The following is a 14,554-nucleotide window of genomic DNA, read 5'->3' on the forward strand; positions in this document are numbered from 1 at the left end:
CGCGGAAGCGGGATACTGACGTGACAGGCTGGCAGTTCTGGGTCGACCGAGGCGGCACCTTCACCGACATCGTCGCGAGGCGCCCCGACGGCCGGTTGCTGACACACAAGGTGCTGTCCGACAACCCGGCTCCGGAACACCCCCGGCACCGCGGGAGCCGGGAGACCCGCGGAACCGACGCGGCGGTCGTGGGCGTCCGCGCACTGCTGGCCGGATCCGACGACCCCGTCGACGCCGTGCGCATGGGGACCACCGTCGCCACCAACGCCCTTCTCGAACGCAAGGGCGAACGGACTCTGCTGGTCGTCACCCGCGGCTTCCGCGACGCGCTGCGCATCGCCTACCAGAACCGCCCGCACATCTTCGCCCGCCGTATCGACCTGCCCGAACTGCTGCACGAACGGGTCGTCGAGGTGGACGAACGCATCGCCGCCGACGGCACCGTCCTGCGCGCACCCGACCTGGACGCCCTCACCGGGCCGCTGCGACAGGCGTACGACGACGGCATCCGGGCCGTCGCCGTGGTCTGTGTGCACAGCCATCTCCACCCCGCCCACGAACAGGCGGTCGGGGAACTCGCCGCCCGCATCGGCTTCCCGCAGATCTCGTTGTCCAGCGAGGTCAGTCCCCTGATGAAGCTCGTCCCGCGCGGCGACACCGCCGTCGTCGACGCCTACCTCTCGCCCGTGCTGCGCCGCTACGTCCGCCATGTCGCCGACGAACTCGACGACGTACGGCTGATGTTCATGCAGTCCAACGGCGGCCTCACCGAAGCCGGCCAGTTCCGCGGCAAGGACGCCGTCCTGTCCGGGCCGGCCGGCGGCATCGTCGGCATGGCCCGCATGTCGCAGCTCGCCGGCTTCGACCGCGTCATCGGCTTCGACATGGGCGGCACCTCCACCGACGTCTCGCACTTCGCGGGCGAGTACGAACGCGTCTTCACCACACAGATCGCCGGGGTCCGGCTGCGCGCGCCCATGCTGGACATCCATACCGTCGCCGCCGGCGGCGGCTCGGTCCTCCACTTCGACGGATCCCGCTACCGCGTGGGGCCGGACTCGGCGGGCGCGGACCCGGGCCCCGCCTGCTACCGGCGCGGCGGCCAGCTCACGGTCACCGACGCCAACGTCATGCTCGGCCGTATCCAGCCCGCCCACTTCCCCACGGTGTTCGGCCCGGACGGGGACCAGCCCCTCGACGCCGCGCTCGTCCGCGACCGCTTCACGGACCTCACCCGCGAGATCCACGAGCAGACCGGCGACGACCGCACCCCCGAGCAGGCAGCCGAGGGCTACCTGCGGATCGCCGTCGCCAACATCGCCGGCGCCGTGAAGCGGATCTCCGTGCAAAAGGGTCACGACATCACCCGGTACGCCCTCACCACCTTCGGCGGAGCGGGCGGACAGCACGCGTGCATGGTCGCCGACTCCCTCGGCATCCGCACCGTCCTCGTCCCGCCCATGGCCGGCGTCCTGTCCGCGCTCGGCATCGGCCTCGCCGACACCACGGCCATGCGGGAACGCTCCGTCGAGGCCCCCCTGGAACCGTCCTCCATGCCCGACGTCCACCGGACCGCCGACGACCTCGAAGCGGCGGCCCGCGCGGAACTCCTCGCCGAGGACGTTCCCGAGGAGCGCATCGAGGTCACCCGCCGTGCCCAGCTCCGCTACGACGGCACCGACACCACCCTCACCGTCGAACTGACCGATCCCGGCACGATGCGGCACACCTTCGAAGAACGTCATCGCGCCACGTACTCCTTCACGCTGGACCGCCCGATCGTCGTCGAAGCCCTCTCCGTCGAAGCCACCGGCATCACCGAACCCCCCGATCTCTCCGCCCTCGCTCCCTACGAAGGCACCCCCGTCCGCCGCGCCGAAAACCCACGGACCGTCCGCCTCCACACCGGCGGCGCCTGGCGTGACGTACCCCTCCACCGCCGCGAGGACCTTCCCCCCGGCGAAACCGTCACCGGACCCGCGATCATCACCGAGCCTGGCGCGACGACCGTCGTCGACGACGGCTGGCGGGCCGCGGCGACCGACGACGGGCATCTGGTCATGGAACGCGTCGCGGTCACGCAGAGTTCCCAAGCGGACACGGAAGCGGACCCGGTGCTGCTCGAGGTCTTCAACAACCTCTTCATGTCCATCGCCGAACAGATGGGCGCCCGCCTCGAGTCCACCGCCCAGTCCGTCAACATCAAGGAACGCCTGGACTTCTCCTGCGCCCTCTTCGACCCCGACGGAAACCTGGTGGCCAACGCCCCGCACATCCCCGTCCACCTGGGCTCCATGGGCACGAGCGTCAAGGAGGTCATCCGGCGGCGCGGCCCGGCCATGCGCCCCGGCGACACCTACGCCGTCAACGACCCGTACCACGGCGGCACCCATCTGCCCGACGTCACCGTCATCACCCCGGTCTTCGGCACCGGGGCCACCGACGGCACGGAGAGTGACCGGAAGGTCCTCTTCTACGTCGCCTCACGCGGCCACCACGCCGAGATCGGCGGCATCGCACCGGGCTCCATGCCGGCCGGCAGCCGCACCATCGACGAGGAGGGCGTCCTCTTCGACAACTGGCTGCTCACCGAGAACGGCCGATTCCGCGAGGAGGAGACCCTCCGCCTCCTCACCGAGGCCCCCCACCCCTCCCGCAACCCGAGGACCAACCTCGCCGACCTGCGCGCCCAGATCGCCGCCAACCACAAGGGCGTCGACGAGGTCGGCCGCATGATCGACGGCTTCGGCCTCGACGTCGTCCAGGCCTACATGAAGTACGTCCAGGACAACGCCGAGGAGGCGGTGCGCCGCGTCGTCGACGCCCTCGACGACGGCGCGTACGCCTACGAGACCGACTCGGGCGCCGTCATCCGCGTACGCGTCCGCGTGGACCGCGAGAACCGCCGCGCGACCATCGACTTCACCGGTACCTCCGCCCAGCTGTCCACCAACTTCAACGCCCCCTTCTCGGTCGTCAACGCGGCCGTCCTGTACGTCTTCCGCACCCTGGTCGCCGACGACATCCCGCTGAACGACGGCTGTCTGCGCCCGCTGGACATCATCGTGCCGCCGGGCTCCATGCTGGCCCCCGAGCCGCCGGCAGCCGTCGTCGCGGGCAACGTGGAGACCTCCCAGGCCATCACCGGTGCCCTGTACGCGGCCCTCGGCGTCCAGGCGGAGGGCTCCGGCACCATGAACAACGTCACCTTCGGCAACGCCCGCCACCAGTACTACGAGACCGTCGCCTCCGGCTCGGGCGCCGGAGACGGCTTCCCCGGCGCCTCCGTCGTGCAGACCCACATGACCAACTCCCGGCTCACCGACCCCGAGATCCTGGAGTGGCGACTTCCCGTCCGCCTCGAGGAGTTCGCGGTGCGCCGCGGCAGCGGCGGCGCCGGACGGTGGCGCGGCGGGGACGGGGCCGTGCGCCGGATCCGCTTCCTGGAGCCGATGACCGTCTCCACACTGTCCCAGCACCGCAGGGTGCCCCCGTACGGCATGGCGGGCGGTGCCCCCGGCGCACCGGGCGCCAACCGGGTCGAGCGAGCGGACGGCACGGTCGTCCCGCTCGCCGGCAGCGACTCGGCGGACGTCGGCGCCGGCGACGTACTCGTCATCGAAACCCCCGGCGGCGGGGGATACGGCCCGCCGCCCGACCCCCATCAAGCAGGAGAAGAGATCGATGATCTTCGGGCGTTCTGAACGCGGCAAGCCCCCGGTCGAGCCCGTCACGCTCAAGATCCTGGTGGCCGGCGGCTTCGGGGTGGGCAAGACCACGCTCGTCGGCGCGGTCAGCGAGATCAGGCCGCTGCGCACCGAGGAACTCCTCACCGAGGCCGGGCGCCCGGTCGACGACACCTCCGGTGTGGAAGCGAAGAACACCACCACCGTGGCCATGGACTTCGGCCGCATCACGCTCCGCGAGGACCTGGTGCTGTACCTCTTCGGCACGCCCGGCCAGGAGCGGTTCTGGTTCATGTGGGACGAGCTGTCCGAGGGCGCCCTCGGAGCCGTCGTCCTCGCCGACACCCGGCGCCTGGAGGACTGTTTCGCGGCCATCGACTACTTCGAGCGACGTGCCATACCGTTCCTCGTCGGCGTCAACTGCTTCGACGGGGCGGCGCGCTACCCGGCCGACGCCGTCCGCCGCGCCCTCGACCTCGACGACCATGTACCGCTGTTGATGTGCGACGCGCGGGACCGCGAGTCGGTCAAGGAGACTCTCATCGGCGTCGTCCAGCACGCCATGGCCCAGGCCGCGCAGCGACGCCAGACGGTCACCACCTGATACGCCGGCAGGCCCGCGGCCCGTACTCCCGCCGACCGGAGCACGGGCCGCGGCGCGGAGAGTGACGCACCACGCGCGTGGTCAGCCGTCACCCTCCTCCATCCAGCCGAAGCCCTTCTCCCGCCTTCGAGTAGTTGAGGACGACGGCGGCGACCACTCCGGCGCCGAACAGGATCAGGATCGCGGTGCCGATGATCTCCCCGACGAATATGTCTCCGTTGCTCATGGCGGCTCCTGGGCCCCGGCCCGGGACGATCCGCCCCCGACCTCGCGTGCAGGGTGCGTTTCCCATGGCGACTTCAGCCGGAGGCAGGGAGGATCCGCGCCCCGCCCGGCGTCCGTGACGAGCGTGCCGTCGCAGCCGAATCGCCCCGTGGGGGAGTGGGCCGTGCCGCAGGAGGCCTCAGCGGCGACGTGCCGGAATGCACCGAGATGTACGGCGATGTCGACTGACACCGGGAAGTGTTCACCGGCGCTCAGGGGGCGTCAAGGTCGCCGACCGCAACGGTTATCGGCCACCCGGCCGGAAGCGTCACCTCCGCGGTGGCGCGGACACTCGGCGGCCAGGGGACGGGTCCTTCCCCGGAGGAGCCGACTCCTGGTAGATGCAGGAGACATGACACGACTCTCCCACGCGGTACGCCGTCTGGTCACCGCCGTCACCGCCCTGCTCGCCACGACCGCCGCCTCCGCCACCGCCCAGGCGAAGCCCGAACCCAAGGCGCCCCGCGACTTCGTGGCACTGAACAGCGTGGACCCGACGATCATCCAGGAGATCCGTTACTTCACCCCGCACAACTTCGTCGGCGAACCCATCGACGGCTACCGGCAGCCGCTGTGCATCCTCACCCGCCCCGCCGCCGAGGCCCTCCACACGGCGCAACAGCAACTGCTGCGCCAGGGCTACTCCCTGAAGGTCTACGACTGTTACCGGCCACAGCGCGCGGTGGACCACTTCGTGCGCTGGGCCGAGGACCTCGACGACCAGAGGACGAAGGCCGAGTTCTACCCGAACGTCGACAAGACCCGGCTGTTCACCGACGGCTACATCGCGGAGAAATCCGGCCACAGCCGTGGCTCGACCGTCGACCTCACCCTCGTGGAACTCCCCACGAAACCGACCAAGCCCTACCGGCCCGGACAGCCCCTCACCCCCTGCTTCGCCCCCGAGGACGAGCGGTTCCCCGACACCTCCGTCGACATGGGCACCGGCTACGACTGCTTCGACACCCTCAGCCACACCCTCGACCCACGCGTCCAGGGCGAACAACGCGCCAACCGGCTGCTCCTCAAGAGCACCCTGGAGGACCTCGGCTTCGTGAACCTCGCCGAGGAGTGGTGGCACTACACCTTCAAGCCGGAGGCCCACCCGGACACCTACTTCGACTTCACGGTGTCCCGGAGGTCACTCACCGGCCACAACTGACCGGCCCCCGAAGACGCCCCCACCGTGATCGGATACAGTCCGCGCGTGTCCGAAACTCATGCCATGGCTCCCAACGCCGCGCCGGACTCCCACTGTTCGAGCTGCGGCACGGCCTTCGGAGAGGACGTCTCCGGCTGGCCCCGCACCTGCCCCTCCTGCGGCACCGTCACCTACCGCAACCCGCTGCCGGTCGCGGTCGCCCTCCAGCCCGTGTACGACACGCAGGGCACCGGCCTCGTCGTCATCACCCGCACCATCGCACCCGCGCGCGGGCGTACGGCCCTGCCCGGCGGCTACATCGACGACCGGGAGGACTGGCGCCAGGCCGTCGTCCGTGAACTCGAGGAAGAGACCGGCATCAGCGCGGCGAGCCGCGACGTACGGCTCGCCGACGCCATGAGCTCGCCCGACGGCCACCTGCTGCTGTTCGGACTCCTCCCGGAACGCCCCGCGGAAGACCTGCCGCCCTTCACCGCCACCGACGAGACCGAGGACCGCCACCTGCTGCGCCGCCCGGAGGAACTCGCCTTCCCCCTGCACACCCTGGCCGTACGGGCCTGGTTCGAGGGCCGCTACATCTGACCCCCGTCGGCGCCCGCCCCGCGGACGCGCACCGGGCAGGACGGCTCGACCCCGCCGTCCTCGCCCTCCCGCTCGACGACGACCCGCGGACCCGACCACCGCACCGTGTAACGCTCGATCTCCGGCTCCTCCCATCCCTCGCCGGCATCCGGCACCACCAGCCCGCCCCCGGTCCGCCCCCGGGCCGGTGCCCACACCTCCAGCTCCGGACCACCGTCCTCCCCCAGCACCGGAAGAACGGCGCCCCCGCGCGCGAACACCGGTATCCGCCCCAGCGGCGCGTCGACCCACACCCGGGCCGGCCCGTCGTACGCCCGTCCCGTCGCCGTGTCGTACCACCGCCCGCGCGGCAGCGGGACCGCCCGCCGCTCCACACCCGGCGCGAGCACCGGCGCCACCAGCAGACAGTCACCGAGCAGAAAGGCGTCCTCGCAGTCGCGCAACGCGCGCTCCTCGGCCGCCGACCACCACAACGGCCGTACATACGGCGCTCCGGTACGCCGGGCCAGATGCGCCAGCGTCATGAAGTACGGCAGCAGCCGCCGACGTTCGACGAGCGCCGCGCGCACGTGCTCGAGCACGTCCGCGCCGAACTCCCACGGCTCACCCCGGCCCGCCCGCGCACCGGCACGGGTGCGGAAGAACGGAAGATAGGCCCCCAACTGGAGCCCGCGCAGATACAGCTCGGGCGACACCTCCCCGTCGAAGCCGCCGACGTCCGGGCCCGCGTGGGGAACACCGCACAGGCCCAGCCCCACCACCAGCGACAACGCAGCCCGCAGCCCGGGCCACCCCGCCATCACCCCGCCCGACCACACCCCGCCGTGACGCTGCATACCGGCCCACCCGGAACGCGAGAGCACGAACGGCCGCTCGGAGGGCGCCCGCTCCCGCAGTCCCTCGTACGCCGCCCGGGCCATGCACAGCCCGTACACGTTGTGCGCCTCACGATGGTCACCGCCGCGCCCGTCCAGCGCATGACGCGCCGACCGCGGCAGCGTCGGCTCACCGAAGGCCGCGAAGGACGTCGGCTCGTCCATGCTGTGCCAGACGCCCGCGAATCCCTGCGCCAGCCGCTCCGTGTACAAGCCGCCCCACCACGCACGCACGCGCGCGTGCGTGAAGTCCGGAAAGACCACCTCCCCGGCCCACCCGACCCCCTCCACGACCTCTCCGGAGGCGTCCCGTACGAACGCGTCCCGCTCCACCCCCTCGTCGTACACGGGGATGCCGGGCGCCGCGCCGACCGCCGGACCGACGACCGATACCAGCCTGACCCCCTCGTGCCGCAGCTCGTCCGCGAGAACCGGCAGCTTGGGGAACCGCTCCTGGTCCACGGTGAACACCCGACGGGCATCGAAGTGCTCGGCGCCGAGGTGCACGGCGTCGAGCGGCAGCCCGTGCTCCCGGTACCCCGCGACGATCCGCCGCACCTCCTCCTCGCCGCCGGAAGACCCCCGCACGTGATGGTGACCGAGCGCCCACGCGGGCGGCAGCGCCGGCGCGCCGGTGAGCGAGGCCCAGGCGAGCAGCACCCGCGCGGGAGCACCCACCATCACCCAGCAGCGCAGCGGGCCGCCACCCACGCGCAGCTCACTCGTCCCGGCCCGGTCATGTCCCGAACCGGCGCCCTCCTCGCCCTCCCGCAGCGTCACGGTGCCGTCCCACGCGTTGTCGTAGAACACCAGGTGTGTGCCCGCGTCGGCCACCACCATCTGCACCGGCATCGTGACGGACAACGGATCGTCACCAGGCCCGACGGCACGACCGGGCGCGGTGTTCCACAACCTGTACGTGCCGTCCCGCAGGCGGGGACCCGACGTACGCCCCCCGAGCCCGAAGAAACGCGCGTCGGCCGGCACCTCGGATCGCTGCATCCAGTGCGCGGCACCACCACCCGCCGGCTCCCACCACCGCGGCGGCAGATCACGCCGCAGCATCACACCCCCCGGGGTGAGCACCTCCACCGCACCGTGCCGCGAGACCCCCACCGTCACCCGCTCGGCCACCACCCGCCAGCCACCGTCCTTGTCCGGCTCCAGCGCGGCCCGCGGATCCGGATCGGGACAGCGGCCGGCCAGCGCGTACGACGGCTCCGGAGCAGCCCCGTCCCAGCCCCAGAAGACCGCCCCGTTCACCGCCACGAAGATCCGCAGCTCCGAGCGGTCGAACCTGACCAGCCCCCCACCGAGCCCCGGCTCCACCTCCCGCACGGTCCCGGGCACCCGCGCCCGCACCGGCCCCCGCGGCGGCAGCCCGGTGGCGTCGGCCCGCCGCCTGCGCCACGCTGCTCGTACGGTACGCAACCCCTGAGCCGCCCCCAACGAATCGACCGATTTCACCGAACGCACCAGGTCACGACCGTCCATGCTGCTCACCCTGCCATTGACCGCGCCCCGCGTGCGTGTCGTTCAACTGCCGTTCACCCGTGATCGGACCACATCTTCACGACACGGAGTATGTGGGGGACGCCCTGGTGCGGAAGTCGATCACATGGCATCGTCCCTGTCAGCCGCGTCACGCGCACACCCCAGCCCGTGCGCGGAGGACGCACACGACGCGCACAGTCCGGGAGCCGCCCCATGTCGACCGTGAACCCCCAGCCGCTCTGGCAGCCGAGCCGGGACCAGATCGCCCAGGCACGGATCACCACGTTCCAGGCATGGGCCGCCGAACACCACGGCGCCCCCGCCGGGGGCGGCTACGCGGCACTCCACCGCTGGTCCGTGGACGAGCTGGACACCTTCTGGAAAGCGGTCACGGAGTGGTTCGACGTCCGCTTCTCGACTCCCTGCGCGCGGGTGCTGGGGGACCGCTCGATGCCCGGCGCCCAGTGGTTCCCCGGAGCCACGCTGAACTACGCCGAACACGCGCTGCGCGCCACCGCCTCCCGCGCGGACGAAGCCGCGCTCCTGTACGTCGACGAGACCCATGACCCCCGACCCGTCACCTGGGCCGAGCTGCGCCGCCAGGTCGGCTCCCTGGCGGCCGAGCTGCGCTCCCTCGGCGTACGCCCCGGAGACCGCGTCAGCGGTTACCTCCCGAACATCCCGCAGGCCGTCGTCGCCCTCCTCGCCACGGCGGCCGTGGGCGGCGTGTGGACCTCCTGCGCCCCCGACTTCGGCGCCCGCAGCGTCCTCGACCGCTTCCAGCAGGTCGAACCCGTCGTCCTGTTCACCATCGACGGCTACCGCTACGGCGGCAAGGAACACGACCGCCGCGACATCGTCGCCGAACTCCGCCGCGAACTGCCCACCCTGCGCGCCGTCGTACACATCCCCCTGCTCGGCACCGAGGCCCCCGACGGGGCCCTGGACTGGTCCGCCCTCACCGCCGCGGACGCCGAACCGGTCTTCGAGCAGGTGCCCTTCGACCACCCGCTGTGGGTGCTCTACTCCTCCGGCACCACCGGACTGCCCAAGGCGATCGTCCAGTCCCAAGGCGGCATCCTCGTCGAACACCTCAAGCAGCTCGGACTCCACTGCGACCTCGGACCCGAGGACCGCTTCTTCTGGTACACCTCCACGGGCTGGATGATGTGGAACTTCCTCGTCTCCGGCCTCCTGACCGGAACGACGATCGTCCTGTACGACGGCAGCCCCGGCCACCCGGACACGGGCGCCCAGTGGCGCATCGCCGAACGCACCGGCGCCACCCTCTACGGCACCTCCGCCGCCTACGTCATGGCCTGCCGCAAGGCCGGCGTGCACCCCTCGCGCGACTTCGACCTCTCCGCGGTGAAGTGCGTCGCGACCACAGGCTCCCCCCTGCCCCCCGACGGCTTCCGCTGGCTGCACGACGAGTTCGCCGAGAACGGGGCCGACCTGTGGATCGCCTCCGTCAGCGGCGGCACGGACGTCTGCTCCTGCTTCGCCGGAGCCGTACCGACCCTCCCCGTCCACATCGGCGAGCTCCAGGCCCCCGGCCTGGGCACGGATCTGCAGTCCTGGGACCCCAGCGGCAAGCCCCTGACCGACGAGGTCGGCGAACTCGTGGTCACCAACCCGATGCCCTCCATGCCGATCCACTTCTGGAACGACCCCGACGGCACCCGCTACCACGACAGCTACTTCGACACCTACCCCGGCGTCTGGCGGCACGGCGACTGGATCACCATCACCTCCCGCGGCTCCGTCGTCATCCACGGCCGTTCCGACTCCACGCTCAACCGTCAAGGAGTCCGCATGGGCTCCGCCGACATCTACGAAGCCGTGGAACGCCTCCCCGAGATCAGGGAGTCCCTCGTCATCGGCGTCGAACAACCCGACGGCGGCTACTGGATGCCCCTGTTCGTCCACCTGGTACCCGGAGCCACCCTCGACGACGACCTGCGCGGCCGCATCAAGCAGGCCATCCGCGAGCAACTGTCACCGCGTCACGTCCCCGACGAGATCATCGAGGTACCCGGCGTCCCGCACACCCTCACCGGCAAACGCATCGAGGTCCCGGTCAAGCGGCTCCTCCAGGGCACCCCGCTGGAAAAGGCGGTCAACCCGGGCTCCATCGACAACCTCGACCTGCTCGCCTTCTACGAGGAACTCGCCCGCAAACGCGCCTGACGGTCCCGGGAACAGGACCGGCTCCCCCTCTGCCCACGCGTTGTCAGTGCCGCCGATTACTGTGAGTGAGCATTGATCGACTGTGCACAGGGGGAGACATGGCCTACACCGACCACCGAACCTTGCGACGCGCCCTGCGCCGCGAAGTCGCGGGCACCATCGGCCTGCTGGCCGACGAGCACGACTTCCGCGCCATGCGGGGCTACGACAGCTTCGTCTTCGACGACCACACCACCTACCTCAAACACATGGAAGCCCTCCTCAGGACGCGCGCGCTGCAGGGCACCCACACCACGGTGGCCCTCTTCGACCCCGAGGACTACGCCGAGTACTGCGCGCAGACGGGCCTCGACCCCGACAGCCACACCAGCCGCACACGGTTCACGGCCGCACTCGCCTCCACCGGCCCCACGGTCCCCTACGACGGCCGCCCACTGGCCGACCTTCTGCCCACCCTCGTCGACGAGGCCGTACGTCACGCCACCTGGGAGTACGCGACCACGCTCCTCGCCCGCCTCGGCACCTGCGCCTCGTGCGGCGAGGACCTGGGCCGCGCCGCCTTCATCCGCGCCTCGCACCTCCTCGTCCGCATCCTCGACACGGCCCCGCCCGGCGAGCGGCACCTCGTGTGCAGCGTCTCCGGACCACCCGAAACGCTCGTCGCCGTCCTGCACGCCGACGACATCGCCGGTCGTATGGAACTCGACGAGTCCGAAGCCCTCGAATTCACCACCGTCCTGGCCGTCGGCCTCGCCACCGGGAGCCCCGGCGGACTGGTCATGCGGATCAGCGAACCCGGCAGGCCCGACCGCGTCCACGGCTGGCGACTGCGCGCCTACGGCCTCGAACCCCTCACCGCCGGCGAGGTCTTCGACGCCTACTGCACCGATGCCGAGTCCGGAGACCTCATCTCCCCGGAGTCCAACGTCGATTACTGCGCGCCACCCGACCTCGGCGAGGGACCGGGCCAAGCCCACAGCCACTGAGCCGGAAACGCCCGAGGGGTGCCCCACCTGGAGGTGGGGCACCCCTCGGGGGACACCCATCGCCGACCGGCCCGGGTCCGGCTACTCGCCCGACAGCACCGCCTGAGCGGCGGCACGGGCATCCGCGGCACTGTCCGCCGCCCGGGCCGCCGCCGCGGCCCGCTCACACTGCGCCAGCGTGAACTTAGCCAGTGACGCCCTTACGTACGGAATGGACGCGGCCCCCATGGAGAGAGAGGTGACCCCCAGACCGGTCAGCACACACGCGAGCAGCGGGTCGGAAGCGGCCTCACCGCAGACACCACAGCTCTTGCCCTCGGCCTTCGCCGCCTCGGCGGACAGCGCCACCAGGTCGAGCAGCGCGGGCTGCCACGGATCCTGCAGCCGGGAGACGGCACCCACCTGACGGTCCGCGGCGAACGTGTACTGCGCGAGGTCGTTCGTGCCCAGCGACAGGAACTCCACCTCCTGCAGCACCGAGCGCGCCCGCAGCGCGGCCGACGGAATCTCGACCATCGCGCCGAACTTCGCCCGCAGCCCCGCCTCCCGGCAGGCGTCCGCGAAAGCCTTGGCATCGGTCCGGTCCGCCACCATCGGGGCCATGACATCGAGGTGGACGGGCAGCCCCTCGGCGGCCTTGGCCAGCGCCGTCAGCTGCGTACGCAGCACCTCGGGGTGGTCGAGCAGCGTCCGCAGACCACGCACGCCCAGCGCCGGGTTCGGCTCGTCCGCCGGAGTGAGGAAGTCCAGCGGCTTGTCCGCGCCCGCGTCCAGCACCCGCACCACGACACGGCCCTCGGGGAACGCCTCGAGTACCTGACGGTAGGCCGCGATCTGCCTCTCCTCGGAAGGAGCCTTCTTGTCGTCGTCCAGGAACAGGAACTCGGTACGGAAGAGACCGACCCCCTCGGCGCCCGCCTCGACGGCGGCCGGCACATCCGCCGGGCCACCGATATTGGCCAGCAGCGGCACCTTGTGACCGTCGGCGGTCGCACCGGGCCCGGTCGACGCCGCCAGCGCCGCCTTGCGCTCGGCCGCCGCCGCCTCGAGCCGGGCCTTCTTCTCGTCGCTCGGGTTCACGAAGATCTCACCGGTGCTGCCGTCGACGGCTATCAGCGTGCCCTCGGAGAGTTCACCGGCACCCGGCAGGGCGACCACGGCCGGGACACCGAGAGCGCGGGCCAGGATCGCGCTGTGGCTGGTCGGGCCGCCCTCCTCGGTCACGAAGCCGAGCACCAGCGTCGGGTCGAGCAGCGCCGTGTCCGCCGGCGCGAGATCACGGGCCACGAGGACGTACGGCTCGTCGCTGTCCGGCACACCCGGCATCGGCACCCCGAGCAGCCGCGCGACGATACGGTTCCGCACGTCGTCGAGGTCGGCCACGCGGCCCGCCAGATACTCACCGGCATTCGCGAGCAGTTCGCGGTACGCGGCGAACGCGTCGTACACCGCACGCTCAGCGGTACTGCCGACGGCGATGCGCCGTTCCACGTCGGCCATCAGCTCGGGGTCCTGAGCCATCATGGCCTGCGCCTCGAGAACCGCCTGGGCCTCGCCCCCGGCGAGATTGCCGCGCGCCGTCAGATCGGCCGCGACCGCCTCCACGCCCTTGCGGGCGCGCCCTTGCTCGCGCTCCGCCTCCTCCGCCGGGATCTGCTTCGCCGGCGGCTCGAGCACCGCCGTACCCATGTGCCGTACCTCGCCGATCGCCACACCGTGGCTGACACCGACGCCTCGCAGCGTTGTCTCCATCTCACCCGTCTCCGGTAGAGCGGCGGGCTCCGCCGCCGCGTTGGTTGTCCTGGTGGCCGTCACGGGACGGCGCCGCGTCACTTCCAGAGGAAGAGGGTGTCGCCGGCCTTCACATCACCGTCGTCACGAAGCTCGGAGAGAGCGTCCGCCGTGGCCTCCAGGGCAACGACCGGGCACACCGGGGACTTGCCGGCAGCCTCGACGGCGGCCGGGTTCCAGCGCACGATGCTCTGTCCGCGCGTCACGGTGTCGCCTTTGTTGACGAGCAGCTCGAAACCCTCGCCGTTGAGCTGCACGGTGTCGATGCCGAGGTGGGTGAGCACGCCGTGTCCCTTCTCGTCGACGACGACGAACGCGTGCGGGTGCAGGGAGACGATCACACCGTCGACCGGGGAGACGGCCTCGGAGGGCTCCCGCGCGGGGTCGATCGCCGTACCCGGGCCGACCATGGCCCCGGAGAAGACCGGGTCGGGCACGGACGCCAGTCCGATGGCCCGTCCTGCGAGCGGGGACGTCACGGTGGTCATGGGGAGCCTCCCAGGCGTGGAGATCTGTACGTACGCCGCCGTCACTGCCTGCCTCCGGCGCGCTGTTCAGCAGCGTATGTCATAGGACGTACCGGTTCCGGGGGACAGGTCCGGATCAGTGGTCTAGACGAGAGGTCTAGACCACGCACTCTAATCGATTTGCGCGTGGTCCGCGACCCCGTGTAGAGTCGTACTCCTGCTCGGGATGAGCGGCGCGAACAGACGCCCCCGACTCGGCAGCAATCCAACTTGTCAGATCCTAACTTTGGATCATCTTCTGCATGTCTGCGGGACGGTGGTCAGAGGGCCGGAAAAACACTGGTAGAGTTGGAAACAACGAAGGGAAGCGCCCGGAGGAAAGCCCGCGAGGGTGAGTACGAAGGAAGCGTCCGTTCCTTGAGAACTCAACAGCGTGCCAAAAGTCAACGCCAG

General features: G+C 71.2%; 9 protein-coding genes and 1 pseudogene. 6 read left to right on the top strand and 4 right to left on the bottom strand.

What is annotated here, in order from left to right; genetic code table 11:
• The first annotated feature begins 20 nt into the window (after positions 1-20).
• The gene (locus ACF1DX_RS22440; RefSeq protein ID WP_391792891.1) at positions 21-3,704 is read left to right on the top strand and encodes a hydantoinase B/oxoprolinase family protein; all 3,684 of its coding nucleotides are present in this window, start codon (positions 21-23) and stop codon (positions 3,702-3,704) included.
• Positions 3,685-4,290 (top strand): ATP/GTP-binding protein, encoded by a 606-nt coding sequence (locus ACF1DX_RS22445; protein WP_391792892.1) that lies wholly within the window; start codon positions 3,685-3,687, stop codon positions 4,288-4,290. Before ACF1DX_RS22440 ends, ACF1DX_RS22445 begins: the two co-directional genes overlap by 20 nt.
• Before the next feature lie 121 nt (positions 4,291-4,411).
• On the opposite strand, the pseudogene ACF1DX_RS22450 reads toward ACF1DX_RS22445, so the two are convergent.
• A pseudogene (locus ACF1DX_RS22450) lies at positions 4,412-4,516 on the bottom strand (aquaporin family protein); the annotation flags it as partial.
• Positions 4,517-4,906: 390 nt separating this feature from the next.
• Here ACF1DX_RS22450 and ACF1DX_RS22455 point away from each other — a divergent pair.
• Both ACF1DX_RS22455 and ACF1DX_RS22460 read left to right on the top strand, forming a co-directional pair.
• Entirely contained in the window at positions 4,907-5,716 is an 810-nt protein-coding gene (locus tag ACF1DX_RS22455; protein WP_391792893.1) for a M15 family metallopeptidase, read from the top strand.
• Positions 5,717-5,761: 45 nt separating this feature from the next.
• Complete coding sequence (locus ACF1DX_RS22460) at positions 5,762-6,298, top strand: NUDIX domain-containing protein (protein ID WP_391792894.1); 537 nt, start codon at positions 5,762-5,764, stop codon at positions 6,296-6,298.
• Here the strand turns inward: ACF1DX_RS22460 and ACF1DX_RS22465 are convergent.
• A complete protein-coding gene (locus ACF1DX_RS22465) occupies positions 6,289-8,667 on the bottom strand; it encodes a glycoside hydrolase family 31 protein (RefSeq protein WP_391792895.1) in 2,379 nt (792 codons plus the stop codon). The genes ACF1DX_RS22460 and ACF1DX_RS22465 overlap by 10 nt on opposite strands.
• A gap of 213 nt (positions 8,668-8,880) precedes the next feature.
• On the opposite strand from ACF1DX_RS22465, the gene ACF1DX_RS22470 reads away from it, so the two are divergent.
• Together ACF1DX_RS22470 and ACF1DX_RS22475 are read left to right on the top strand one after the other, a co-directional pair.
• Positions 8,881-10,857, top strand: a complete 1,977-nt coding sequence (locus tag ACF1DX_RS22470; protein ID WP_391792896.1) for an acetoacetate--CoA ligase — start codon at positions 8,881-8,883, stop codon at positions 10,855-10,857.
• Positions 10,858-10,955: 98 nt separating this feature from the next.
• Positions 10,956-11,843 (top strand): hypothetical protein, encoded by an 888-nt coding sequence (locus ACF1DX_RS22475; protein WP_391792897.1) that lies wholly within the window; start codon positions 10,956-10,958, stop codon positions 11,841-11,843.
• A gap of 81 nt (positions 11,844-11,924) precedes the next feature.
• Here the strand turns inward: ACF1DX_RS22475 and ptsP are convergent, their stop codons facing one another.
• The gene (gene ptsP, locus ACF1DX_RS22480) at positions 11,925-13,595 is read right to left on the bottom strand and encodes a phosphoenolpyruvate--protein phosphotransferase (RefSeq protein ID WP_391792898.1); all 1,671 of its coding nucleotides are present in this window, start codon (positions 13,593-13,595) and stop codon (positions 11,925-11,927) included.
• Positions 13,596-13,672: 77 nt separating this feature from the next.
• A complete protein-coding gene (locus tag ACF1DX_RS22485) occupies positions 13,673-14,122 on the bottom strand; it encodes a PTS glucose transporter subunit IIA (protein ID WP_391792899.1) in 450 nt (149 codons plus the stop codon).
• Between the last annotated feature and the right edge of the window lie 432 nt (positions 14,123-14,554).

It is taken from the genome of Streptomyces sp. NPDC014676 (genome assembly GCF_043084105.1).
Taxonomy (GTDB): domain Bacteria; phylum Actinomycetota; class Actinomycetes; order Streptomycetales; family Streptomycetaceae; genus Streptomyces.